Origin of the sequence: Pseudomonas lalucatii, assembly GCF_018398425.1 — a bacterium.
GTDB classification, from domain to species: Bacteria; Pseudomonadota; Gammaproteobacteria; order Pseudomonadales; family Pseudomonadaceae; genus Aquipseudomonas; species Aquipseudomonas lalucatii.
Genome location: NZ_JADPMV010000001.1, coordinates 1941418 through 1964943 on the forward strand (window position 1 = coordinate 1941418; position 23526 = coordinate 1964943).

A 23526-nucleotide genomic window follows, 5' to 3' on the forward strand; every position below is an offset into this window, starting at 1 on the left:
TGATTCAACAAATGGGGGCGCGCCGCCGGATTTCAAGCCTGCTCGTCGATGGACGGCGGCACCTCGGCCGGGGCCTTGCTGACCACCACCATGGCCGGGCGCAACAGCCGGCCATTGAGCAGGTAGCCCTTCTGGAACACCTTGAGCACGCTATTGGGCTCGACCTGGGTGCTTTCCTGCATGGCCATCGCCTGGTGGTGCTCCGGATCGAAGGGCGCGCCCTCCGGGTCCACCACCTCCAGCTGATAGCGCTTGAGGGTGTCCTGGAACAGCTTGAGGGTCAGCTCCATGCCCTCGCGCACCGCCTTGATCGCCTCGTCGTCCGGGCTGGACAGCTCCAGGCCGCGCTCGAGACTGTCGACCACCGGCAGCAGGTCGCCGGCGAACTTCTCCAGGGCGAACTTGTGCGCCTTCTCCACATCCTGCTCGGCGCGGCGACGCACGTTCTGCAGGTCGGCCGCCATGCGCAAGGCCTTGTCCTGGGCGGCAGCCAACTCTTCCTCGAGAACCTGGATACGCGCATCCAACTCGCCGCCCGCCGCCTCGACCTCGGCGGAAACCTCGGGAAGCTGGTTATCTTGGGTCTGTTCGTCTGCCATGCAACTCTCCTCTGAAAATTTGGCGCCGGCCGCAACCCGCGCACCTGCCGCCTATATGGGGCCGAAATTTCCAGCTTCAAGGGCAGCGCGAGGATTGTCAGCGGCAAAACAAACACTGTATAAATAACCAGACCTTCATCCCGAGAGGCTTCGCCATGCTGGTGCACCTGTCCGTACACAACTACGCCATCGTTGAACACCTCGACCTGGAACTGGACGGCGGGATGAGTGTGATCAGCGGCGAAACCGGCGCCGGCAAGTCGATCATGCTCGACGCCCTCGGCCTGTGCCTGGGCGACCGCGCGGACAGCGGCGTAGTACGCCCCGGCGCGGACAAGGCGGACATCCTCGCCAGCTTCGACCTGCACGACATCCCCGAGGCCCGCACCTGGCTGGCCGAGCGCGACCTGGACGGCGACGGCCCGTGCATCCTGCGCCGGGTGATCACCGCCGAAGGCCGCTCGCGCGGCTACATCAACGGCTCGCCCTGCCCCCAGGGCGATCTCAAGGCCCTCGGCGAGCTGCTGATCGACATCCACAGCCAGCACGAACACCAGTCGCTGCTCAAGGCCGAGACCCACCGCCGCCTGCTCGACGAATACGCCGGCAGCCAGGAACTGGCGCGCCAGGTGCAACTCGCCGCGCAGCGCTGGAAGCAGACCAAGAGTGAGCTGGAGCGCCTGTCCGGCCTCGGCGACGAGCAGCGCGCCCGCCACCAGCTGCTCAGCTACCAACTGGAGGAGCTGGACAACCTGGCCCTCGGCGAACAGGAGCTGGAGCAGCTCGAAGCCGAGCACAAGACCCTGACCAACGCCGAGAGCCTGCTCAGCGCCTGCCGCCTGGTGATCGAGCAGTGCAGCGAGAACGACGCCGGCAACGTGCTGTCGGCGCTGACCGCCAGCCTCAACCGCCTCGGCGGCTTCCAGGGCCAACCCGGCGCACTGAACGAGGCGATCAGCCTGCTGGCCAGCGCGCAGATCCAGGTGGAGGAGGCGGTCGGCGAACTCAACCGCTTCCTCGACCACTTCGAGGCCGATCCCGAGCGCCTGCAGCAGCTGGAGGAGCGCCTCGACAACATCTACACCCTGGCGCGCAAGCACCGCATCCAGCCCAGCGACATGGCCGCGCTGCAGCAGCAGCTGTTCGAGGAGCTGGAGAGCCTCAACGCCGACGACCAGGCCGTCGAGCGCCTGGGCGAGGAACTGGACGCCTATGCGCGCCACTACCGGGAAAAGGCCGGCGAACTGAGCGCCCTGCGCTGCGAGGCCGCCAAGCGCCTGGCCGGCGCCGTGGAGACGGAAATGCACAGCCTGGGCATGCCCGGCGGGCGCTTCAGCATCCAGCTGCGCGACAACGCCAGCGACGAGCCCCAGGCCAACGGCCTGGAACAGGTCGAATTCCTGGTCAGCGCCAACCCCGGCCAACCGCTCAAGGCCCTGGCCAAGGTCGCCTCCGGCGGCGAACTGTCACGCATCAGCCTGGCCATCCAGGTGATCACCGCGCAGACCTCGCGGGTGCCGACCCTGGTGTTCGACGAGGTCGACGTCGGCATCGGCGGCCCGACCGCCGAGGTGGTCGGCCAGCTGCTGCGCCGCCTCGGCGAGCGCGGCCAGGTGCTATGCGTCACCCACCTGCCGCAGGTGGCCGCCCAGGGCCACCAGCACCTGTTCGTGCACAAGCTGCGCGACAGCGACGCCACACGCACGGCGGTGAGCAAGCTCGAACGCAGTCAGCGGGTCGAGGAGATCGCCCGCATGCTCGGCGGCGTCGACCTCACCGAAGAGTCCCTGGCCCACGCCCGGCAGATGGTCGCCAGCGCCCAGGCCTGAGCACCAGCGGGCCCGCACAAACGAAAAAGGCGACCCGAGGGTCGCCTTTTTGCACAATGCCTGAACGCCTACTTCTTCTTGCGCACGTAGAGCACCAGGTTGTGATCGACCAGCTCGAAGCCGTGCTCGCGGACGATCTCCTTCTGCCGCCTCTCGATCTCCGGATCGAAGAACTCGATCACCTCGCCGGAGTCGACACAGACCATATGGTCGTGGTGACCGCTGTCGGCCAGCTCGAACACCGCGTGGCCGCCGTCGAAATTGTGCCGCACCACCAGGCCCGCCGCCTCGAACTGGGTCAGCACGCGATACACCGTGGCCAGGCCGACATCTTCGCCCGCCTCCATCAGCGCCTTGTATACATCCTCTGCGCTCATGTGGCGCTGCTCGGCGGAGTCGAGCATCTGCAAAATCTTGACCCTCGGCAGGGTCACTTTCAGGCCAGCCTTGCGTAGTTCGCTATTTTCAACCATGGTCTGCTTTCTCGTGGAAGCGGTTTCGCAGCTTCCCTTATTGCGGGTATGATCCGGGTTTACGTTGCCCAGCCAAGATAGTGGAAGTCACCCACCGATGCAAAATGCCAAGCTCCTGCTGACCAGCCTCACTCTCACGGGGCTCTTCGCACTCGCCGGTTGCTCATTCCCCGGGGTTTACAAGATCGACATCCAACAGGGCAATGTCGTCACGCAGGACATGATAGACCAGTTGCGCCCCGGAATGACCCGCCGCCAAGTGCGGTTTATCATGGGCAACCCGCTGCTGACCGATACCTTCCACGCCAACCGCTGGGACTACCTCTACAGCATCCAGCCGGGCGGCGGCCAGCGCCTGCAGGAGCGCGTCAGCCTGGTCTTCGACGGCAGCGACCAGCTGGTCGGCCTGGCCGGCGACTTCCTGCCCGGCGTCAGCCGCGACCAGGAAATCCTCGGCGAAGGCGGCGACACCAGCGCGACCGTGGCCGACAAGCCGCGGAGCGAGGACACGCCACCGCCCCCCGGCTCGCTGCTCGAGCAGATCCAGAGCGAAGTGGACAGCGTGAAAGCCGTACCGGTACCCACCCCGGAGCCACTGGAAAGCTCGCCGCAATAAGCGCCAAATACAACAAAGCCCGGATGACTCCGGGCTTTTTTATGCGTGCGCCCTTGACTCAGGCGCCCTGCTCGTCGGCCTTGGCCTTGGCCGCCCGGGCCGCACGCTGCTTGCGCACCTCCTTAGGGTCGGCGATCAGCGGCCGATAGATTTCCACTCGCTCGCCGTCTTCCAGCACCCGCTCGTCCGGCTTGGCCACCGCCTTGCCGAATATCCCCAGGGGGCTGGTAGCCAGGTCCAGGCCGGGGAAATGCGCCTCCATCCCCGACTGCAGCACCGCCTGGCGCACCGTAGTGCCGTGGGGCAGGCTCAGGCGCAGCAGCTTCTGCTTGTCGGCCAGGGCATAGACCACCTCGACCACTATGGTTCTGTTATCCATACAACTCCTTGGCCCGCTGGCAGAAGGCATCCACCAGGGTGTTGGCGGCCTGGTTGAACAGCGGCCCGAGGGTCGCCCGCACCAGCGGACCGGCGTAGTCGAAGGTCAGGTCCAGACTGATCTTGCAGGCCTTTTCCCCCAGCGCCTTGAACTCCCAGCGCCCGTGCAGCTGGGTGAAGGGGCCCTCCTCCAGGTTCAGCTCGATCGACTGCCCCGGCACCAGGCTATTGCAGGTGACGAAGCGCTGGCTCAGCCCTCCCTTGGCCACCGCCAGGCTCGCGCGCATGCGCGTTTCGCTGACCTCCAGCACCTCGCTGGTCGAGCACCAGGGCAGGAATTGCGGATAGCTCGCCACATCGTTGACCAGCTCGAACAAGGCCTGCGCCGGATAGGGCAGCAAGGCCGAACGATGGATATGGGTGCTCATAGTCCGGCGACTTCACTCATCGGATTGACTGCCCTCATTTGCTCAACTCGGCCACGAACACTACCAGCACGCCTATAGGCGCGACCACCCGGATCAGCCACAGGGCCAGATTGAACAGCAGCGGGCTCTTCGCCGCCAGCTCCTCGCGCACCGCCTCGCGGCTCAGCACCCAGCCGGCGAACAGGGCGAAGGCCAGGCCACCGAGCGGCAGAAGGATGCGGCTGGTCAGGTAGTCGATGCTGTCGAAGAAGGTCTTGCCGCCCTCGGCGCCCCACTGGAACAGGCGGAAGCCATCCTCGGCGAACACGAAGAACTTGGCCTCGGCGCCGACATTGAACGACAGCACGGTGCCCATGCCGACCACCCAGCACAGCAGCGCCAGCACCGCGGTCACCCGGGCCCGGCTGCGCCCGCTGCGCTCGACGAAGTAGGCCACCGCCGGTTCCAGCATGGAGATCGACGAGCTCCAGGCCGCCACCGCCACCAGCACGAAGAACACCAGGCCCATCAGCTGGCCGAAGGCGATATTGCCGAAGGCGATCGGCAGGGTGACGAACATCAGCCCGGGACCGGCGCCCGGCTCCAGGCCGGCGGCGAACACGATGGGGAACAGCGCCAGGCCGGCGGTCAGCGCCACCAGGGTGTCGAGCAGGCCGACCGCCATCACCGTGCCGCCGATGGAGGCATTCTTCGGCATGTAGGCACCGTAGACCATGATCGAGCCGACCCCCACGCTGAGGGTGAAGAAGGCATGGCCCATGGCCGCAAGGATGCCGCCCTGCACCTTGCTCGGATCGAAATGGAAGAGGAAATCGAAGCCCTGGCGGAAATACCCGGTGGTCAGGCTGTAGCCGAGCAACACCAGCAGCAGGACGAACAGCAGCGGCATCATGATGCGCAGGCTGCGCTCCAGGCCGGCCACCACGCCACGGGCGATCACCAGCGCGGTGAGGAACATGAACAGCGTGTGCCACAGGGTCAGGCGCCAGGGGTCGCCGGTCAGGCCGCCGAACGCGGCACCGGCGCCTTCGCCGCTGATGCCGGCGAAGCGCCCGCTGCCCATGCCGAGGATGTATTCCAGGGACCAGCCGGCCACCACGCTGTAGAAGGACAGGATCAGCAGCGCGGCGACCATGCCCATCAGCGCCGCCAGCGACCAGTGCCGCGAGGCACCCGCCTCGATGGCCAGGCTCTTCATGGCGTTGACCGGACTCTGCCGGCCGCGTCGACCGATCAGGGTCTCGGCCAGCATGATCGGCACCCCGACCAGGGCGATGCAGATCAGGTACATGACCACGAAGGCACCGCCGCCGTAGACCCCGGTCATATAGGGGAACTTCCAGATATTGCCCAGGCCTACGGCCGAGCCGGTCGCCGCGAGAATGAAGACCCAGCGGCTGGCCCAGGCGCCATGAATCGAGACCTTGTCGTTCGCCATGTGCGATGCGTTCGCTCTGATTGGAAAAAAGATCGCGCATTGTCGGGGATTCATGAAAACGGCTCAAGCGCAGCCGAACCGAGGTCCGCCGCAGACCGGCGAAAATCCGCGTTTTTGCCCCATCCGGCGCATGGCGCCGGCGTCGGCGACTCCCTATAATGCGCGCCCTATGGCTAAACAAAAGAAACACCCACAAGGCACCATCGCGCAGAACAAGAAGGCGCTGCACGACTATTTCGTCGACCAGAAGTTCGAGGCGGGCCTGGCCCTGTCCGGCTGGGAGGTGAAGAGCCTGCGCGCCGGCAAGGCCCAGCTGGTCGACAGCTATGTGCTGCTCAAGGACGACGAGGCCTGGCTGATGGGCTGCCACATCACCCCGCTGAAGACCGCCAGCACCCATGTGATCGCCGACCCCACGCGCACGCGCAAGCTGCTGCTGAACAAGCGCGAGCTGGACAAGCTGTTCGGCTCGGTGCAGCAGAAGGGCTACACCTGCGTGGCGCTGTCGCTGTACTGGAAGCAGCACCTGGTCAAGTGCGAGATCGCCCTGGCCAAGGGCAAGAAGGACTTCGACAAACGCCACACCGAGAAGGAACGCGACGCCGACCGTGAAGTGCAGCGCGCCATGCGCAGCAAGGGCAAGGACGAGTAGGCGGGCGCCGACGCCCGCCCGCATCCCCTAGCGCAGACCGCGACGCTGCGCCCGCGCCACCCGCTGGGCCTCCTGCTGCACCTCGGCGAGCACCTCCTGCACATAGTCGATGTGCCGGTTGGACAGTTCCCGCGCCTCCTCGGCGCGTCCCGCCATGATCGCCTCGTATAGCGCACGGTGCTGCGCGATCAGCATGTCGCGGGTCTCGTCGCGCTGGGCGTACATCCCGCCGATATTGGTCACCACGTTGCGCTTGAGCAGGTCGAACAGGCCACGGATGGTATGCAGCAGCACCGCGTTGTGGCTGGCCTCGGCGATGGCCAGGTGGAAGCGTGCGTCGGCCGCGCCCTCCTCCGCACGCGTCACCTTGCCACTGCGCCCGTAGCAATCCTGCAGGGCGGCGAAGGCCTCGCTCAGGCGCTCGCGGTCCAGCTCGGTGGCACGCTGCGCGGCGTAGTAGGCACAGGAACCCTCCAGGGTGTGGCGGAACTCCAGGAGATCGCGCTGCGCCTCCGGATTGCTCTCCAGCAGATGCAGCAAGGGGTCGCTGAAGGTCGAACCCAGTGACTCGGCCACATAGTTGCCGCCGCCCTGGCGGCTGACCAGCAGCCCCTTGGCCACCAGCTTCTGGATCGCCTCGCGCAGCGACGGCCGCGACACCCCGAAGCGCTCGGCCAGCACCCGCTCGGCGGGCAGGCGCTCGCCGACCTTGAGCGTGCCCTCCAGGATCATGGTCTCCAGCTGAGCGACGATATCGTCCGACAGACGGCGCTGGCGCACCTGACCTACTTCCATAACCCGCTCCCCATTGGTTTTACCAGCTTTGCGTGCCTGCTCAGGCACTTGCCTGGCCAGCCTATAGCGCCCACCGCCCCCTTACAAGCCAAGCCCTCGCGACCAAAGTCGTAAGCCCGCCGATTGACAGGCCTGCGCATGCGCTCTTACCCTTACCAGGCCATTTTGTTAATTGGTCTTACCAATTATCGGATGCCAATAACAATTCCAAGAAGCTTACGAGGTCCTCCATGCCCGTCATGCCCATTCCGCTTGTCGCACTGTCCTTCCCCGTAAATTCACCGCGCACCGCGCGTCATTGAGCGGAGGACTCGCCATGTCATCCGGTCTACTCGCCCTGCTCGCCTTCTCCCCCATCCTGCTCGCCGCCCTGCTGCTGATCGGCCTGCGCTGGCCGGCCAAGCGCGCCATGCCGCTGGTCTACCTGCTCACCGCCGGCATCGCCCTGTTCGCCTGGGACATGAGCCTCAACCGCGTGCTCGCCTCCTCCGTCCAGGGCCTGGTGATCACCGCCGGCGTGCTGTGGATCATCTTCGGCGCCATCCTGCTGCTCAACACCCTCAAGCACTCCGGCGGCATCACCGCGATCCGCGCCGGCTTCGCCACCATCAGCCCGGACCGGCGCATCCAGGCGATCATCATCGCCTGGCTGTTCGGCTGCTTCATCGAGGGCGCCTCGGGCTTCGGCACGCCGGCGGCGATTGCCGCACCACTGCTGGTGGCCATCGGTTTCCCGGCGCTGGCCGCGGTGATGCTGGGCATGCTGGTGCAGAGCACCCCGGTGTCCTTCGGCGCCGTCGGCACGCCGATCATCATCGGCATCAACAGCGGCCTGGACAGCGCCGCCCTGGGCGCGCAACTCACTGCCCAGGGCTCCAGCTGGGAGCTGTTCCTGCAGCTGATCACCAGCAACGTGGCGATCATCCACGCCCTGGTCGGCACGGCCATGCCGCTGATCATGGTGCTGATGCTGACGCGTTTCTTCGGCAAGGAGAAAAGCTGGAAAGCGGGCTTCGAGGTGCTGCCCTTCGCCCTGTTCGCCGGCCTGGCCTTCACCCTGCCGTACATGGCCACCGGCGTGCTGCTCGGCCCCGAGTTCCCCTCCCTGGCCGGCGGCCTGATCGGCCTGGCCATCGTCACCAGCGCCGCCCGCGCCGGTTTCCTGGTGCCGAAGAACACCTGGGACTTCGCCCCGGCCCGGGATTGGCCGAGCGAATGGCTCGGCAGCGTGGAGATGAAGCTGGACGAACTGACCGCCAAGCCGATGAGCAGCCTGCGCGCCTGGCTGCCCTACGTGCTGGTCGGCGCCTTGCTGGTGATCAGCCGGGTGTTCCCGGAGGTCAGCAGCGCGCTGAAATCGGTGCTGCTGGTATTCCCCGACATCCTCGGCGAAGCCGGGATCAAGGCCGACTTCATGCCGCTGTACCTGCCCGGCGGCATCCTGGTCGCCGTGGTGCTGGCGACCTTCTTCCTGCACGGCATGAAGCTGCGCGAGCTGGGCGCCGCGGTCGGCGAGTCGAGCAAGGTGCTGCTGGGTGCCGGTTTCGTCCTGCTGTTCACCGTGCCGATGGTGCGCATCCTGATCAACTCCGGGGTCAACGCCGCGGACCTGCCGAGCATGCCGATCGCCATGGCCCGCTACGTGGCCGACAGCGTCGGCGGCGTGTACCCGCTGCTGGCCCCCAGCGTCGGCGCCCTGGGCGCCTTTATCGCCGGCTCGAACACGGTCAGCAACATGATGCTCAGCCAGTTCCAGTACGGCGTGGCGCATAGCCTGGGCATCTCCGGCGCGCTGATCGTCGCGGTGCAGGCCATCGGCGCGGCCGCCGGCAACATGGTGGCCATCCACAACGTGGTGGCGGCCTCGGCCACGGTGGGTCTGCTCGGTCGCGAGGGCACCACCCTGCGCAAGACCGTCTGGCCTACCCTGTACTACGTGCTGTTCACCGGGCTGATCGCCCTCGTCGCCATCTACCTGCTGGGCGTCAGCGACCCGCTGACCGTAGGCCGCTAATACCCCCGCGCGCTCCGGCTCGGTCGCGGCGCGCATCCTTAACCTGTGTACCGACATGCCGGTCACCGCTACCGGCATGTCGCCCCCTAGTTCTGGCCCTCGAGAGAAGCCGATGATCATTTCCGCCTCGACCGACTACCGCGCCGCGGCCCAACGCAAGCTGCCGCCGTTCCTGTTCCACTACCTCGACGGCGGCGCCTACGCCGAGCACACCCTGCGGCGTAACGTCGCCGACCTGGCCGACATCGCCCTGCGTCAACGGGTGCTGCGCAACATGGCCGAGCTGAGCCTGGAGACCCGCCTGTTCGGCGAGACCCTGGCCCTGCCGGTAGCCCTGGCCCCCGTCGGCCTGACCGGCATGTACGCGCGCCGCGGCGAAGTGCAGGCGGCCAAGGCGGCGGCGGCCAAGGGCGTGCCCTTCACCCTATCGACCGTCTCGGTGTGCCCGATCGAGGAGGTGGCGCCGGCCATCGACCGGCCCATGTGGTTCCAACTCTACGTGCTCAAGGACCGCGGCTTCATGCGCAACGCCCTGGAGCGGGCCAAGGCCGCCGGCGTCACCACCCTGGTATTCACCGTCGACATGCCGGTACCGGGTGCCCGCTACCGCGATGCCCACTCCGGCATGAGCGGCCCCAACGCGCCGCTGCGCCGCATGCTGCAGGCCATGAGCCATCCCCGCTGGGCCTGGGACGTGGGCCTGCACGGCCGCCCCCACGACCTGGGCAATATCTCCGCCTACCGCGGCGACCCCACCGGCCTGGCCGACTATATCGGCTGGCTGGGCGCCAACTTCGACCCCTCGATCTCCTGGAAGGACCTGCAGTGGATCCGCGACTTCTGGGACGGCCCCATGGTGATCAAGGGCATCCTCGACCCCGAGGATGCCCGCGACGCGGTCAAGTTCGGCGCCGACGGCATCGTCGTGTCCAACCACGGCGGCCGTCAGCTCGACGGCGTGCTGTCCAGCGCCCGGGCGTTGCCGGCCATCGCCGACGCGGTCAAGGGCGAGCTGGCGATCCTCGCCGACTCCGGCGTACGCACCGGCCTCGACGTGGTACGCATGCTCGCCCTCGGCGCCGACTGCGTGCTGCTCGGCCGCGCCTTCGTCTATGCCCTGGCCGCGGCCGGCGGCGCCGGGGTGAGCAACCTGCTGGAGCTGATCGACAAGGAGATGCGCGTGGCCATGGTGCTGACCGGCGCCAAGTCGATCGAGGAAATCAACGCCGATTCGCTGGTGCGCGAGCTCGGCCGCTGAGCCCCCTTCGTCCACACGCCATGGCCGCCACAGCGGCCGGCCCTAGCCCCTGACTCCCGGAGCCCGTATGAGCCTGCCTGCCCCCTTCCTCGCCGAGGTCAACCGCCTGATTCCGCGCCAGCGACGCTTCGACGACCCGCTGTCGACCCTGGCCTTCGGCACCGACGCCAGCTTCTACCGACTGATTCCCAAGCTGGTGGTGCGGGTCGAGAGCGAGGCGGAGGTGGTGCGCCTGCTCGAGCTGGCCAGCGCCCAGCGCGTGCCGGTGACCTTCCGCGCCGCCGGCACCAGCCTGTCCGGCCAGGCCATCAGCGACTCGCTGCTGATAGTGCTGGGCGACCACTGGAACGGCCGCGAGATCCGCGACCAGGGTGCGCAGATCCGCCTGCAGCCGGGCGTCATAGGCGCCCAGGCGAACGCCGTGCTGGCCCCCTTCCGGCGCAAGATCGGCCCCGACCCGGCCTCGATCAACGCCTGCAAGATCGGCGGCATAGTCGCCAACAATGCCAGCGGCATGTGCTGCGGCACCGCGCACAACAGCTACCACACCCTGGCCGGCATGCGCCTGGTGCTGGCCGACGGCAGCGTGCTGGACACCGAGGACGGCGCCAGCGTCGCCGCCTTCCAGGCCCGCCACGGCGCGCTGCTCGAGCAGCTCGCCCGGCTCGGCCGCGAGACCCGCGCCAACCAGGCGCTGGCCGCGCGCATCCGCCACAAGTACCGGCTGAAGAACACCACCGGACTGTCGCTCAACGCCCTGGTCGACTTCGACCAGCCGCTGGACATCCTCAGCCACCTGCTGGTCGGCTCCGAGGGCACCCTGGGCTTTATCAGCGCGGTGACCTACCACACGGTGCCCGACCACCCGCACAAGGCCAGCGCCCTGCTGGTGTTCCCCGAGGTGGACAGCTGCTGCCGCGCGGTGACGGCGCTCAAGCGCCAACCGGTCTCGGCGGTGGAACTGCTCGACCGGCGCAGCCTGCGCTCGGTGCAGGACAAGCCAGGCATGCCCGCCTGGGTCAAGGCCCTGTCGGCGGACGCCTGCGCCCTGCTGGTCGAGTCCCGCGCCGCCAGCCAGAGCCTGCTGCACGAGCAACTGGCGCAGATCACCAGCGCCCTCGAGCCCTTCCCCCTGGAGAAGCGCGTCGACTTCAGCGAGGACCCGGCCGTCTACGACCTGCTGTGGAAGATCCGCAAGGACACCTTCCCGGCCGTCGGCGCGGTGCGCCAGACCGGCACCACGGTGATCATCGAGGACGTCGCCTTCCCGGTCGAGCAGCTGGCCGAGGGGGTCAAGCGCCTGCTGGCGCTGTTCGACAAGCATGGCTACTTGGATGCGATCATCTTCGGCCACGCCCTGGAGGGCAACCTGCACTTCGTCTTCACCCAGGGCTTCGACGATCCGCTACAGGTCGCCCGCTACCAGGCCTTCATGGACGACGTGGCCCAGCTGGTGGCGGTGGAATTCGGCGGCTCGCTCAAGGCCGAGCATGGCACCGGCCGCAACATGGCGCCGTTCGTCGAACTGGAGTGGGGCGCCGATGCCTACCAGTTGATGTGGCGCATCAAGCACCTGCTCGACCCCCAGGGCATCCTCAACCCGGACGTGGTGCTGAGCGAAGACCCCGAGATTCACCTCAAGCACCTGAAGCCGCTGCCGGCCGCCGACGCCATAGTCGACAAGTGCATCGAATGCGGCTTCTGCGAGCCGGTCTGCCCGTCCAGGGAGCTGACCCTCAGCCCCCGCCAGCGCATCGTCATCTGGCGCGACATCCAGGCGCGGCAGCGGCGCGGCGAAGACACCGCGGCGCTGGAGCGCGACTACCAGTACCAGGGCGTCGACACCTGCGCCGCCACCGGCCTGTGCGCCCAGCGCTGCCCGGTGGGGATCAACACCGGCGATCTGGTGCGCAAGCTGCGCGCCCGCACGGCGAGGCACCCGGCCACGGCCGACTGGCTGGCCGGGCACTTCGCCACGGCCCTCCAGGCCGCGCGCCTGAGCCTGCTGACCGCCAACACGGCGCGCCGACTGCTCGGCGCGCCGCTGCTGGCGAAGGTTTCTACGGGCCTGCGGCGGGTCTCGGGCCGGCGCCTGCCGCAGTGGACCCCGGCCATGCCGCAAGCCGTCCGGCCCATACGCATCGCCCCGGCGGCCGAAGACGACCGGCCGCGGGTGGTCTACCTGGCGGCCTGCGTGTCCCGCGCCATGGGTCCGGCCTGCGGCGACGCCGAGCAGACGCCGCTGATCGACAAGACCCGTGCCCTGCTGGAGAAAGGCGGCTTCCAGGTGGTCTTCCCGGCGAACCAGGACAGCCTCTGCTGCGGCCAGCCCTTCGCCTCCAAGGGCTACGCCGCCCAGGCCGAGGCCAAGCGCGAGGAGCTGGTCGCCGCCCTGCTCGCCGCCAGCCGCGGCGGCCTCGACCCGGTCTACTGCGACACCAGCCCCTGCACCCTGCGTCTGCTGCAAGACGGCCTCGACCCGCGCCTGCAGCTGTTCGACCCGGTGAGGTTCATCCGCGAGCGGCTGCTCGAGCGCCTGGAGTTGCAGCCCCAGGCCGAGCCGGTGGCGGTGCACGTGACCTGCAGCACCCAACACCTGGGCGAGGCCCAGGGGTTGATCGACATCGTCCGCCGTTGCACCGCGGAAGTCGTGGTACCCGAGGGCATCCACTGCTGCGGCTTCGCCGGCGACAAGGGTTTCACCACGCCGGAGCTCAACGCCCACGCGCTGCGCAGCCTGAAGGAGGCGGTGCAGCTCTGCGCAGAAGGCGTGTCCACCAGCCGCACCTGCGAGATCGGCCTGTCCCGGCACGGCGGCATCGACTACCACGGCCTGGTCTATCTGGTCGACCGGGTCAGCCGAGCCAGGGCCTGAAGCCGGCGAGCGCCGGCTGGGGGGGAAAGCAGACCAGCGGCCTTGGGCTCGGCCTGGCACTTTCTATACTGAAAGTCCCACTCCCTGAAGGAGCCACCCCATGCGCCGCCTAGTCGCTTTCCTCGCCGCCACCCTGCTCAGCGTCCCGCTCTGGGCCGCGCAGTGCCCGGCGGACATGGCGAAGATCGATGCCATGCTGCAAAGCAATCCGCCCAGCGACCCCGCCGTGCTGGCACAAGTGCAGAAGCTCCGCACCGAGGGCGAGCAGCTGCACCAGAACGGCGATCACGGCCAGTCCGTGCAGGTGCTCGGCGAAGCCCTGCAGCTGCTCGAAGCCAGCCAGTAGACCGTACCGGCCAGGGCTAACCGCCCTGGCCCTGGCCTTGGACCTGAATCTGCTCCTGCCCGAGGAATGACAACGCCAGCGCGCGCACTTCGGCCGACGCGAGGGGCTTGACCATGCAGACCTGAGCGCCGCGCAGGCGCGCATCGGCAAACGCCAGCTCATCGGCCGTCGCGCTGATCACGAACACCGGTACGCCACACAGGCGCGGGTCGCTACGCATGGCGTCCAGTACCTGCAGGCCGCCGCCGTCCGTCATATCCAGGTCCAGTATCAGCAGGTCCGGCGTGGCGGTGACCAGCAACGCCAAGGCCCCCTGCACCGAGCCAATCCCGCGCACCCGGGCGAACTCGCTCAACGCCTCCTGAGCCACCTGCTGGCTGATCGGGTAATCCTCGACACACAACACCTCGGACAAGCCGTTGCTGCTTGCCCGCCGCGCAGCCGACTCGGACGCTGCGGCCGAGGCCGGTGCCGCGGCGCTGGGCAGGTCGATCCAGAAGCGACTGCCAACCCCGGCGGTGCTCTCGAAGCCCATCTCGCCGCCCATCAGGCTGGCCAGCTCGCGGCTCAGGACCAGGCCGATGCCGGTGCCCGGCGTGCTGGAATTCTCCCGCCCCAGCCGCTGGAACGGCTGGAACAGCTGCGCCTGCTGCTCCTGGGTCAAGCCCGGGCCGCTGTCCTCGACCCATAGCCGCACGCCGGCCGAACGCAGCTCGTACCCCATGCGGATGAGTCCCTGGGGGCTGTTGTACTTGATCGCATTGGACAGCAGGTTGAGCACCACCTGGCGCACGCGGCGCAAGTCGGCCTGCACGTACAGGGGCGCTTCGTCGTCGTCCTGCACCTCCAGCCGCAGCTGGCGCTGCTGCACCTCAGGCTGCACCAGTTCGGCACAGCCGCTCAAAAGCGGGCCGATTTCCACCGGCTCCATCCTCAGCTGCTGGCGGCGACTCTCGATGCTCGACAGGTCGAGGATGTCGTCGACCAAGGACGTCAGGTGGCGACTGGCATTGACGATCTCCCGCGCATAGTCCGCCTCCTGCTGGGCATCGGCCTTCTCCTGCGCCTCCATCTCGATCAACTGGCCGAAGCCGTGGATCGCGTTCAGCGGCGTGCGCAGCTCATGGCTCATGCTCGACAGGAAGCGACTCTTCGCCTGGCTGGCCGCCTGGGCCTCCAGGCTGGCGCGGCGCAGCTCCTCCTGGGCCTGCTTGAGGCGGGTGATGTCGACATGGGTTCCGGCGATCCGCAGCACCTGCCCCTCGGCATCGCGCTCCAGGACCTTGCCGCGGCTCAACAGCCAGGCAAATTCGCCGCGGGCATCGGCATAGCGGTACTCGGCCTCGAACTGGTCCTCGCCGCTGCTGGCGAACTGGCCGCGCAGGTGGCGAATACGCTCCACATCGTCCGGGTGCATGCGCTGATTGAACTCGCTCAGGCTCATGCACTCCTGGGTCAGGCCGAAGCGCTTGAGGAAGCGCCCGCTGAGCGTGATGGTCATGTTCGGCACATCCACTTCCCACAGGCTCTCGGTGGTGCTTTCCAGCACCAGCTCGAGAATCCGCTGCGCCTGGCGGCGCTCGGTCTCGCTGGCCTGCAGCTGCTCGCCGGTGTGCTGCACCGCCTGCGCCATGGCATTGAGCTCGACGATCTGACTGGTCGGGGCGCTGGGGTGGAAGTCGCCCTGACCGATGCGCCGCATCATCGCGCCGATGCCGGCAATCGGCCGCGCCAGCTGATCGCTCAGGTGCCGCGAGCGCCACCACATCCAGGCGAAGAACAGCAGGTAGAACAGCGCCAGACCGACGATCAGCAGGTAACCGATCTGCAGATAGCGCTCGGCCAGGCGATTGGTCTCGCTGAAGATCTGCTCCTCATCCACCACCAGCAGCAGGCGCCAGCCGGTCTGCGGAATCTCGCTCCAGGCCACCAGACGGCTGCGCCCGGCCAGCTGCACCTCTTGGACCTTGTCCTGGCCGGCCGCCATGGCCTGCAGCAGCGGCTGCAGGTCGGCGTACTTGTCCAGGCGGAAGTCCTCGGGCTTGAGCACCTCGCGGCGTACCGCCTCGGCGTAGGAGTACTCGGTCAGCTCGCGCAGGCCGAAATCCCCCTCGCCGGCCTGGGGTAGCGCCATGATGTTGTGATCGCGACTGACCAGCATGGCGTAGCCCTGCCACGGCACATCCAGCTCGCCGATTTCCGCGAGCATCTGGCCGACGGTGATGTCCAGGCCGACCACGCCCTCGAGAAACTCACCCTGATAGACCGGGGCGACCGCCGACATCATCCAGCCCTGCCCGGCCGGGTCGAGGTAGACGTCGGTCCAGGCCACCTTGCGCTCCGGGTTGTGCCGGGCGTCGGCCAGGTAATAGAAGTTGTAGTCCGGTATCACCATGTCATGGGGATACTGCTCGGGGGTCATGAAGAACGGATAGATGCGGTTGTAGCTGTCCCAGCTGTTGAAATAGACCGCGGCAACCAGCGGGTTGGCCGCGCGGATCGAGTGCATCAGCGGGTCGACCTGCGACAGGCGCAGGACCTTGGCGCGATCCTGCCGCTCGGGTGGCGTGCTGTTGGCGTAGAAGGACGCCGCGCGGCCATCGTCGCTGCGGCTGTAGTACACCCCGCTGGCGGTCGAGGTATGCCGCCGACGCTCCAGCTCATCGGGCTGGAAACCGGTGTTCTGCAGCGCCCGCAGCGTCGCGTCGCGGAATATCTGCACCTGGGCCTCGACGGCCCGCAGGCGGCTGTCGATCACCTGCCCCTCCCGAGCCACCGCAGTCGCCAGGTCTCCCAGGGCGCTCTGCTGCAGATAGCCGATCTGCGCATCGCGAATCGCCGCGTTGCTCAGCAAATAGACGGTAATCAGCACCGACTCGACCAGGATCAGCGGAATCAACGCACTCTGTACGAAGGCGCGCCAGATCCACTGGCGCAAGGGATAACGCGACGCGCGCGACATAGGTAAGGTCTCGTCCCAAAGACATGACTGAAACTCAGGTGCCTAATCATAGCCGTACTCGGGGGAGCGCGTCCGGGCGGCATCGCCGGGTCGACGCCGGGATGCCTATGCCGTACACTCCGCGTTGTGGCTTCACCCACGACAGTTTTGGGGCCGATTAGGATTCGACGCCGGTAGCAAAACTTGAGGGGCATGCCGAGCTGGTAGCAGAACTCGTAAATTCGCTGCTGCAAACTTATAGTTGCCAACGACGACAACTACGCTCTAGCCGCCTAAGTGCCGCTAGCTGACCCTAGGGGATGCCTGTAAACCCGAAGATTTGGTCAGTCATATAGAACAGGATCGCCGCCAAGTTCGCTGTAGACGTAACGGCTAAAACTCATACAGCTCGCTCAAAGCGCCCTGCCACTCGGGCCGCGATGAGTTAACTCAATAGAGATGGCTAAGCATGTAGAACCGATAGCGGAGAACTGGCGGACGGGGGTTCAAATCCCCCCGGCTCCACCAAATGCAAGTTTCCACATGTTCCCACATGAGCGGAAACACCCCTGAAAAGCCCGCCCGTGCGGGCTTTCTTGTTTCTAACGTTCCCCGCCAAATACACACTGCGAGCGCCGCCGTGTATCCCCTGATGTACCTGCCATGTAATTTGAAAGCGCGGGGCGCGGATGAGGCGCTGCGAAGTCAAGCGCCGACCGCTGACAGGCTCAGTGACTGCCAGCTTGGCGCCAGAGGACAAGAAATATCGCGGGCAGACGGCAGCAGGCTCTGCGTCCCCGGGCTCACTCTCATCGCCAAGCCCGGCCATGAGAAGGCACTCGAGCCAGACAATGCTCCATGTTTCCATGCATGGGCGGAGCACGCCACATTCAGTGCGACGGCGGCGCAACGACCACGGGAGTACATCGCAGGACGGAGGCGCCGGCTACCCGCCGCTGGCGCCGCCGTTCGGACAATCTATTCAGCCAGCCGCTTGGCGCACCCCAACAATGACCTGCCGAGATGAGCTCCGTACGGCCGGCCTTGGCTTAGCCGGCCGCTTTCCCGCCACGGAAATAGGGAATCACCCGCTCACCGATGTTCTTCAGGGTTTCCAGCTGCGCCCACTGCGGCACCGTACCCATCTGGCAGATGAACAGGATCTCGTCGGCGCCGGCGTCGATCAGGCGCTGCACGTAGCCGATGCAGTCCTCGACCGTGCCGTAGGCGTGGTTGGGGTTCATCATCGACATGGTCGGGTCGGAGAAGTCCACCGTCACCTCTTCCGAGGCGAAGCGCGACTTGATCACCGCCTGGCCGTTGCCGTCGACGAAGGTGTCGTCCTTCCACTTCTCCGGGTCCGGCCGCTCGCCGCCGGCGTACCAGTAGGACAACGACTCCATGAAGTAGCGCTGGCCGCGGATGCCGATCTGCCGCGCCTGCTGGTTGTCGTCGAGGACGATGGCCGGGCACAGCGCGGCGATATGCCGGTTGGGGCGGAAACCCACCTGATCCTTGAGCTCACGCGTGTCCCAGGCCTCGTGGTACACCGCGACCTTCTTGGCGATTTCCTCCGGGCCGCCGAAGCCCAGCACCAGGGCACCCAGGCCGCGCTCGCCGGCGCGCTTGAGCGACTCGGTGTTGGTGCAGGCCAGGTACATCGGCGGGTGTGGGTCCTGGTAGGGCTTGGGGTGGATCGGCCGCAAGGGAATCTGCACGAAGTCGCCGTGGTGCTCGATCTCGTCCTGCACGAACATCTTCGGAATCAGGTACATGGCCTCGTCGATCTGCGGCTGCAGGGTCGCCAGGTCGTAGCCGAAGGTGCCGGCCTCCTGCTGGGTGCCGCCCTTGCCGACGCCGAAGTGCACGCGGCCCTTGGACAGCAGGTCGAGGGTGGCGATGCGCTCGGCCACCTTGACCGGATGGTTCATCGCCGGCGGCAGGCAGACCACGCCGTGGCCGATGCCGATGCGCTCGGTCTTGCCGGCGACGAAGGCCAGCATGGTTTCCGGCGCGGACATGTGCGAGTAGTTGCTCAGCGCGGTGTGCTCGACGCACCAGAAGGTGTCGAAGCCGAGCTGGTCGGCGAGCACCGCCTGCTCGACGGTGTCGTCGAAAACCTTGCGGTCGCCGGCGCGGCTGGAATCGACTGTCTGTGCCTCGTAGATCAGGGAGAATTTCATTCGCTAGCCCTTCTTGTTCTGGATTCGGTTGAGCCTGGGAATCCCTAGGCCTTGCGCGCATGGTCGAGGATCGAGGGGCCGGCGGAATCCCCCAAACAGACTACTTGCAATGGCCTGAAGGCCGCGTCTCCCGGCGCCTTCGGCGAAAACCCAAACGCCCGCACAGAGGCGGGCGCATGGCAGCTGGATGGATGGCCGTAGGATGGGTTGAGCGCAGCGATACCCATCTGGCCGGAGTGATGGGTATCGCGTTGCTCAACCCATCCTACGCATCAGAGGAAGAAATCCGTGCTGTCCTGACCCATGCTCACCCCGCCGAGGTTCCAGGCGTACTTGGCCGGACTGTTGGCGACGTGGGCGCGGCCGGTGTGGATGTCGCGGAAGGCGCGGTTGATCGCGTGGCTGCGAAAGATGGTCGAGGCGCCGCTGTTGAACATCAGCTCGCCCACCGCCCGCGCGCACTTGTCGGCGACCAGCGCCGAGTCGTAGCGCATCTTCACCCGCTCGGCCATCGCCAGCGGCTCGCCGTGCTGCGCCCGTTGCAGCATCAGCTCGAAGTTGCGGTAGAGCACTGTCTTGCACTCGTCGACACAGACCATGGCATTGGCCAAGGCGCTCTGCGCCGCCGGATCCTGGACCATCTTGCGCCCGTCGTTGACCCCAACCCGCGCGCGGTTGTGCGCGACGAACTGATCCACCGCGCCCTGCAAGGCGCCGATCGCCGAGGACGACACGGCGCGCACGAAGATCTGGCCGAACGGCAGGCGGAACAGCGGCGCCGCATTGACCGCATTGCCCGGGCTGTCCTGCATGAAACCGTCCAGGGCGCGGTGGGTGCGGTACTCGGGCACCAGGGCGTTCTCCACCAGGATGTCGTGGGAGCCGGTGGCTTCCAGGCCCATGACGTTCCAGTTGTCGAGAATCTGGTAGTCCCTGCGCGGCACCAGGAAGGTCCGGTAATCCGGCGCCCCGCCCGCCTCGGCCGGCGGCACCATGGCGCCGAGGAACACCCAGTCGCAGTGCTTGCTGCCGGAGGAGAAGCCCCAGCGACCACTCAGACGGAAGCCGCCCTCGACCCGCTCGACCTTGCCCACCGGCATATAGGAGGAGGAGATCAGCACGCTGGAGTCCTGGCCCCAGACGTCCTGGGCGGCGCGGTCGTCGAACAACGCCAGCTGCCAGTTGTGGATGGCCACCACGCCGAGCACCCAGGCCGAGGACATGCAGCCCTCGGCGAGGCACATCTGCACCTCGAAGAAGTCTTTCGGCTCCAGCTCGTAGCCTTCCCAGCGGGTCGGCTGGAGGATGCGGAAGAAACCGGCCTCCTGGAAATCGCGGATGGTCTCTTCCGGCAACTGGCCGAGCGCGGCAGCCTGCGGCGCGCGCTCGCGCAGCACCGGCACCAGTTCGCGGGCTCGTTGGATCAGACGCTGGCGAATCAGCTCTTGGTCGAGCATCTTGTTGTTCTCCTCTGTTCGCCCCGTCCGCCGGGGCGCGCGTTCAGCGGTGGTGGGTCGCGCGGCACAGCGGCGGCTCACCCTACGCGGGCATTCAAACAACGCTAGCAGCGGCCAACATCCCTCAAACGGACCATATGGGCGGCGCCATTCCTCCCCGCGGCAAGCACCCCTCCCTCCAGCCGGTAACGCCGAAGCGCGACTAGTCCCCTCGGACGATGTTGCCGGGCCAAGCCGTTGCAAGAATCCATCACACGCCATGCACCAGCAGCCGTGCACAACAAGAGGGCCGTGCGATGAACCCAGTCGATCTGAAAGCCGAGATGCTCCAGGCCATGCGCCGCCTGGCCAAGTCGGTGACCATCATCACCACCAGCAACGGCAACGAGCGTTTCGCCATGTCCGCCACCGCGGTCGACTCGCTGTCCACCGAACCGCCGTCGCTGCTGATCTGCGTCAACCAGACCGCCTCGCTGCACGCGGTGCTGGATGCCGGCGCGGACTTCTGCGTGAACATCCTCGGCCTCGAGCAGGAAGAGCTGTCGCAGCTGTGCAGCGGCCCGATCAAGGGCGAGGCGCGTTTCCAGCGCGGCAACTGGCGCACCAGCGAAGGCGGCATCCCCTACCTGGGCGATGCGCAGTCGGCCATCCTCTGCCGCCAGGACGGCAAGTTCAGCTACGGCACCCACAGCATCTTCATCGGCCGTATCCAGCAGATTCACAACGGCGCCGAAATCAGCCCGCTGGTCTACCTGGATGGCGGCTACACCACCACCGCACCGGCGCCGACCCTCGCGGCGGCCGGTTGAGGCGCGCGGCATGACGGCGACAGAGGCGCTTGCCCCCCTGCGGGTGGACGCTGCCGAGGCGCTCGGCTGGGACGAGTGCGCCGAGTTGCTGGTGGTCGGCTTCGGCGGCGCCGGAGTCTGCGCGGCCATCGAGGCAAGCGACCGCGGCCTCTCGGTGCTGGCCCTGGAGCGCTTCGCCGGCGGCGGCGCCACCGCGCTCAGCGGCGGCGTGGTGTATGCCGGCGGCGGCACCCCCTACCAGCAACAGGCCGGTTACAGCGACAGCGCCGATGCGATGGTCGCCTACCTGCGCCAGGAAGTCGGCGAGGCGGTGTCCGCCACTACCCTGCGCGACTTCTGCGAACGCAGCTGCGCGCAGCTGGCCTGGCTGGAGCGCCAGGGCGCCGCCTTCGAGGCCAGCGTGCCGCCGCACAAGACCTCCTACCCGAGCGACCAGTACTACCTCTATTACTCCGGCAACGAGGCGGTGCCGGCCTATGCCGCCCAGGCCGCGCCGGCGCCGCGCGGGCACCGCAGCAAGGGCCCGGGGATGTCCGGCGCCAGCCTGTTCGCCGCCCTGAAAAACGCCGCCCTCAGCCGCGGCGTGCGCCTGCGCCAGCAGTGCGAGGTGCGCCGCCTGGTCCTCGGCCCCGGCGACGAGGTGCTCGGCGTCGAGGCCTGGCAGCTGCCGCCCGACAGCCGCGCCGCGCGCTGGCATCGGCGCCTGAGCCGCTGGGCCACGGCCATCCATATGTACGCCCCGCCCCTGGCCGAGCGCTTGCGTGCGCGGCTGCGGCGGATCGAGCTGGGCCATGCCGAACGCCGGCTGATTCGCGCCGAGCGCGGCGTGCTGCTGAGCGCCGGCGGCTTCATCTTCAACCGCGCGATGATCACGCGCTACGCGCCGCAGTACCTGGCCGGCCTGCCGCTGGGCACCACGGGTTGCGACGGCAGCGGCATCCGCCTCGGCCAGGGCGCCGGCGGCGCCCTGGCGCGCATGGACAAGGTCAGCGCCTGGCGTTTCATCAACCCGCCGCTGGCCTGGGCCCGTGGCCTGATCGTCAACGACGCCGGCCAACGCTACTGCAACGAAGAGGTCTACGGCGCCACCCTGGGCCACGCCATGGTCGAGGAACAGGGCGGCCGCGCCATCCTCATCCTCAATAAGGCCCTGCTCCGCGAGGCGCTGCGCCAAGTCGGGCCGGGCAAGGTCTGGCAGTTCCAGCGCCTGCCGGTGCTGCTCAACCTGCTGTGCAACGCCAAGCGTGGGGCCAGCCCGGCGGCCCTGGCCGAACGCTGCGGCCTGCCGGTAGCCAATCTGGAACGGGCCCTGGCCGACTACAACAGCTCCGCCCGCGGCGAGACGGCCGATTCCTTCGGCAAATCGGCGGCCATGCTCGCCTCGCTGGAGCAAGGGCCCTGGTACGCCATCGACCTGTCCTTCGACAGCAAGCTGTTCCCCTGCCCGGCCATCACCCTCGGCGGCTTGCGGGTCTGCGAGCGCAGTGGCCAGGTGCTGGACGCTGCCGGCGCCCCCATCGCCGGGCTGTACAGCGCCGGACGCAATGCCGTGGGCATCGCCTCCAACCTCTATGTGTCCGGCCTGTCGCTGGCCGACTGCGTGTATTCCGGCCGTCGCGCCGCCGCCCACCTGGCGAACCAGATTCAACCCGCAACCGCCCGATCAGGAGAACAACAATGCAACGAGTAGAAGGCAAGGTCTGCATCATCACCGGCGCCGCCAGCGGCGTCGGCCGCGAGGACGCCCTGCTGCTGGCCAGCGAAGGCGCCAAGGTGGTGCTCACCGACCTCAACGAGGAGGCCGGCCGCCAGGTCGCCGCCGAGATCGGCGAGCACGCCCTGTTCATCCGCCAGGACATCGCCAGCGAAGCCGACTGGCAGAACGTGATCAAGCTCACCCTGGAGCGTTTCGGCCGTCTCGACGTGCTGGTCAACAACGCCGCCATCCTGGCTCTGGGCAGCATCGAGGACACCAGCCTGGAGCTGTGGCAGAAGGTGCAGCGGATCAACAGCGAGGGCTACTTCCTCGGCTGCAAGTACGGCGTGCAGGCGATGAAAGAAACCGGCGGCGGCTCGATCATCAATATGTCTTCGGTGGCGGCCCTGGGCGGCATGCCGCTGTTCTGCGCCTACTCGGCGTCCAAGGGCGCGGTGGCGGCCATGAGCCGCTCCATCGCCCTGCACTGCAAGCAGCAGGGCTACCGCATCCGCTGCAATACGGTGCACCCGGACGGCATCAACACGCCTATGACCCAGGCCCTGACCGGCGGCCAGGCGATCCCCCAGGAGACCCTGGACCAGGACCCGCTGAACCGCATGTGCGCGCCGCGCGATATCGCCAACCTGGTGCTGTTCCTCGCCTCGGACGAGTCGCGTTTCATCAATGGCAGCGAGCTGCGGGTGGACAACGCGCAGCTGATCAGCGGCCTGTAAAG

19 protein-coding genes and 1 other RNA gene are annotated in these 23526 nt (G+C 67.4%); 11 read left to right on the forward strand and 9 right to left on the reverse strand.

Annotated elements, in window-relative coordinates; translation table 11 throughout:
• Positions 1-32: 32 nt before the first annotated feature.
• On the reverse strand, positions 33-599 hold the full coding sequence (grpE, locus tag I0D00_RS08835; RefSeq protein ID WP_213639349.1) for a nucleotide exchange factor GrpE: 567 nt from the start codon (positions 597-599) through the stop codon (positions 33-35).
• A 155-nt stretch (positions 600-754) separates the two neighbouring features.
• Here grpE and recN point away from each other — a divergent pair, with 155 nt between their 5' ends.
• Positions 755-2428, forward strand: coding sequence for a DNA repair protein RecN (gene recN, locus I0D00_RS08840; protein WP_213639350.1), 1674 nt, complete (start codon positions 755-757; stop codon positions 2426-2428).
• Positions 2429-2496: 68 nt separating this feature from the next.
• On the opposite strand, the gene fur is transcribed toward recN, so the two are convergent.
• Positions 2497-2901, reverse strand: coding sequence for a ferric iron uptake transcriptional regulator (fur, locus tag I0D00_RS08845; protein ID WP_213639351.1), 405 nt, complete (start codon positions 2899-2901; stop codon positions 2497-2499).
• 97 nt (positions 2902-2998) lie between these two features.
• Between fur and I0D00_RS08850 the strand changes: the two genes are divergently transcribed.
• A complete protein-coding gene (locus I0D00_RS08850; protein WP_213639352.1) occupies positions 2999-3517 on the forward strand; it encodes an outer membrane protein assembly factor BamE in 519 nt (172 codons plus the stop codon).
• 58 nt (positions 3518-3575) lie between these two features.
• Here I0D00_RS08850 and I0D00_RS08855 read toward each other — a convergent pair whose 3' ends face one another.
• The 3 genes from I0D00_RS08855 to I0D00_RS08865 are packed head-to-tail and all read right to left on the reverse strand — an operon-like array spanning position 3576 to position 5761.
• Positions 3576-3896, reverse strand: coding sequence for an RnfH family protein (locus tag I0D00_RS08855; RefSeq protein WP_213639353.1), 321 nt, complete (start codon positions 3894-3896; stop codon positions 3576-3578).
• On the reverse strand, positions 3889-4323 hold the full coding sequence (locus tag I0D00_RS08860) for a type II toxin-antitoxin system RatA family toxin (protein ID WP_213639354.1): 435 nt from the start codon (positions 4321-4323) through the stop codon (positions 3889-3891). Before I0D00_RS08860 ends, I0D00_RS08855 begins: the two co-directional genes overlap by 8 nt.
• Before the next feature lie 34 nt (positions 4324-4357).
• Positions 4358-5761: a sodium-dependent transporter gene (locus I0D00_RS08865; RefSeq protein WP_213639355.1), complete on the reverse strand. Its 1404-nt coding sequence runs from the start codon at positions 5759-5761 to the stop codon at positions 4358-4360.
• Positions 5762-5930: 169 nt separating this feature from the next.
• Between I0D00_RS08865 and smpB the strand changes: the two genes are divergently transcribed.
• The gene (gene smpB, locus I0D00_RS08870; protein ID WP_213639356.1) at positions 5931-6413 is read left to right on the forward strand and encodes an SsrA-binding protein SmpB; all 483 of its coding nucleotides are present in this window, start codon (positions 5931-5933) and stop codon (positions 6411-6413) included.
• Positions 6414-6440: 27 nt separating this feature from the next.
• Here smpB and I0D00_RS08875 read toward each other — a convergent pair whose 3' ends face one another.
• Entirely contained in the window at positions 6441-7208 is a 768-nt protein-coding gene (locus I0D00_RS08875; RefSeq protein ID WP_213639357.1) for an FCD domain-containing protein, read from the reverse strand.
• Positions 7209-7524: 316 nt separating this feature from the next.
• Between I0D00_RS08875 and I0D00_RS08880 the strand changes: the two genes are divergently transcribed.
• From I0D00_RS08880 to I0D00_RS08895, 4 genes are all read left to right on the forward strand, one after another.
• Positions 7525-9222, forward strand: a complete 1698-nt coding sequence (locus I0D00_RS08880) for an L-lactate permease (protein ID WP_213639358.1) — start codon at positions 7525-7527, stop codon at positions 9220-9222.
• Positions 9223-9334: 112 nt separating this feature from the next.
• Positions 9335-10480 (forward strand): FMN-dependent L-lactate dehydrogenase LldD, encoded by a 1146-nt coding sequence (gene lldD / locus I0D00_RS08885; RefSeq protein ID WP_213639359.1) that lies wholly within the window; start codon positions 9335-9337, stop codon positions 10478-10480.
• A 67-nt stretch (positions 10481-10547) separates the two neighbouring features.
• Positions 10548-13355 (forward strand): FAD-binding and (Fe-S)-binding domain-containing protein, encoded by a 2808-nt coding sequence (locus I0D00_RS08890; RefSeq protein ID WP_213639360.1) that lies wholly within the window; start codon positions 10548-10550, stop codon positions 13353-13355.
• Positions 13356-13455: 100 nt separating this feature from the next.
• A complete protein-coding gene (locus tag I0D00_RS08895; RefSeq protein WP_213639361.1) occupies positions 13456-13701 on the forward strand; it encodes a hypothetical protein in 246 nt (81 codons plus the stop codon).
• A 16-nt stretch (positions 13702-13717) separates the two neighbouring features.
• Here I0D00_RS08895 and I0D00_RS08900 read toward each other — a convergent pair whose 3' ends face one another.
• A complete protein-coding gene (locus I0D00_RS08900; protein WP_213639362.1) occupies positions 13718-16663 on the reverse strand; it encodes a hybrid sensor histidine kinase/response regulator in 2946 nt (981 codons plus the stop codon).
• Positions 16664-16812: 149 nt separating this feature from the next.
• On the opposite strand from I0D00_RS08900, the gene ssrA reads away from it, so the two are divergent.
• Positions 16813-17170, forward strand: a transfer-messenger RNA (tmRNA) gene (gene ssrA, locus I0D00_RS08905).
• 521 nt (positions 17171-17691) lie between these two features.
• Here ssrA and I0D00_RS08910 read toward each other — a convergent pair.
• Entirely contained in the window at positions 17692-18825 is a 1134-nt protein-coding gene (locus I0D00_RS08910; protein WP_213639363.1) for an LLM class flavin-dependent oxidoreductase, read from the reverse strand.
• A 272-nt stretch (positions 18826-19097) separates the two neighbouring features.
• Entirely contained in the window at positions 19098-20282 is a 1185-nt protein-coding gene (locus I0D00_RS08915; RefSeq protein ID WP_213639364.1) for an acyl-CoA dehydrogenase family protein, read from the reverse strand.
• 296 nt (positions 20283-20578) lie between these two features.
• Here I0D00_RS08915 and I0D00_RS08920 point away from each other — a divergent pair, with 296 nt between their 5' ends.
• The 3 genes from I0D00_RS08920 to I0D00_RS08930 are packed head-to-tail and all read left to right on the forward strand — an operon-like array spanning position 20579 to position 23524.
• Complete coding sequence (locus I0D00_RS08920; protein WP_213639365.1) at positions 20579-21091, forward strand: flavin reductase family protein; 513 nt, start codon at positions 20579-20581, stop codon at positions 21089-21091.
• 10 nt (positions 21092-21101) lie between these two features.
• Positions 21102-22781, forward strand: a complete 1680-nt coding sequence (locus tag I0D00_RS08925) for an FAD-binding protein (RefSeq protein WP_213639366.1) — start codon at positions 21102-21104, stop codon at positions 22779-22781.
• Positions 22769-23524 carry a glucose 1-dehydrogenase gene (locus I0D00_RS08930; RefSeq protein WP_213639367.1) on the forward strand — a complete coding sequence of 252 codons (756 nt, stop codon included), beginning with the start codon at positions 22769-22771 and terminating at the stop codon, positions 23522-23524. The genes I0D00_RS08925 and I0D00_RS08930 overlap by 13 nt, the downstream gene beginning before the upstream one ends.
• Positions 23525-23526 lie beyond the last annotated feature (2 nt).

Excerpts from the sequence above, each read along its gene's own strand:
- grpE (WP_213639349.1), bottom strand. The coding sequence starts at position 599 with ATGGCAGACGAACAGACCCAAGATAACCAGCTTCCCGAGGTTTCCGCC.
- recN (WP_213639350.1), top strand. The coding sequence starts at position 755 with ATGCTGGTGCACCTGTCCGTACACAACTACGCCATCGTTGAACACCTC.
- fur (WP_213639351.1), bottom strand. The coding sequence starts at position 2,901 with ATGGTTGAAAATAGCGAACTACGCAAGGCTGGCCTGAAAGTGACCCTG.
- I0D00_RS08850 (WP_213639352.1), top strand. The coding sequence starts at position 2,999 with ATGCAAAATGCCAAGCTCCTGCTGACCAGCCTCACTCTCACGGGGCTC.
- I0D00_RS08855 (WP_213639353.1), bottom strand. The coding sequence starts at position 3,896 with ATGGATAACAGAACCATAGTGGTCGAGGTGGTCTATGCCCTGGCCGAC.
- I0D00_RS08860 (WP_213639354.1), bottom strand. The coding sequence starts at position 4,323 with ATGAGCACCCATATCCATCGTTCGGCCTTGCTGCCCTATCCGGCGCAG.
- I0D00_RS08865 (WP_213639355.1), bottom strand. The coding sequence starts at position 5,761 with ATGGCGAACGACAAGGTCTCGATTCATGGCGCCTGGGCCAGCCGCTGG.
- smpB (WP_213639356.1), top strand. The coding sequence starts at position 5,931 with ATGGCTAAACAAAAGAAACACCCACAAGGCACCATCGCGCAGAACAAG.
- I0D00_RS08875 (WP_213639357.1), bottom strand. The coding sequence starts at position 7,208 with ATGGAAGTAGGTCAGGTGCGCCAGCGCCGTCTGTCGGACGATATCGTC.
- I0D00_RS08880 (WP_213639358.1), top strand. The coding sequence starts at position 7,525 with ATGTCATCCGGTCTACTCGCCCTGCTCGCCTTCTCCCCCATCCTGCTC.
- lldD (WP_213639359.1), top strand. The coding sequence starts at position 9,335 with ATGATCATTTCCGCCTCGACCGACTACCGCGCCGCGGCCCAACGCAAG.
- I0D00_RS08890 (WP_213639360.1), top strand. The coding sequence starts at position 10,548 with ATGAGCCTGCCTGCCCCCTTCCTCGCCGAGGTCAACCGCCTGATTCCG.
- I0D00_RS08895 (WP_213639361.1), top strand. The coding sequence starts at position 13,456 with ATGCGCCGCCTAGTCGCTTTCCTCGCCGCCACCCTGCTCAGCGTCCCG.
- I0D00_RS08900 (WP_213639362.1), bottom strand. The coding sequence starts at position 16,663 with ATGTCGCGCGCGTCGCGTTATCCCTTGCGCCAGTGGATCTGGCGCGCC.
- I0D00_RS08910 (WP_213639363.1), bottom strand. The coding sequence starts at position 18,825 with ATGAAATTCTCCCTGATCTACGAGGCACAGACAGTCGATTCCAGCCGC.
- I0D00_RS08915 (WP_213639364.1), bottom strand. The coding sequence starts at position 20,282 with ATGCTCGACCAAGAGCTGATTCGCCAGCGTCTGATCCAACGAGCCCGC.
- I0D00_RS08920 (WP_213639365.1), top strand. The coding sequence starts at position 20,579 with ATGAACCCAGTCGATCTGAAAGCCGAGATGCTCCAGGCCATGCGCCGC.
- I0D00_RS08925 (WP_213639366.1), top strand. The coding sequence starts at position 21,102 with ATGACGGCGACAGAGGCGCTTGCCCCCCTGCGGGTGGACGCTGCCGAG.
- I0D00_RS08930 (WP_213639367.1), top strand. The coding sequence starts at position 22,769 with ATGCAACGAGTAGAAGGCAAGGTCTGCATCATCACCGGCGCCGCCAGC.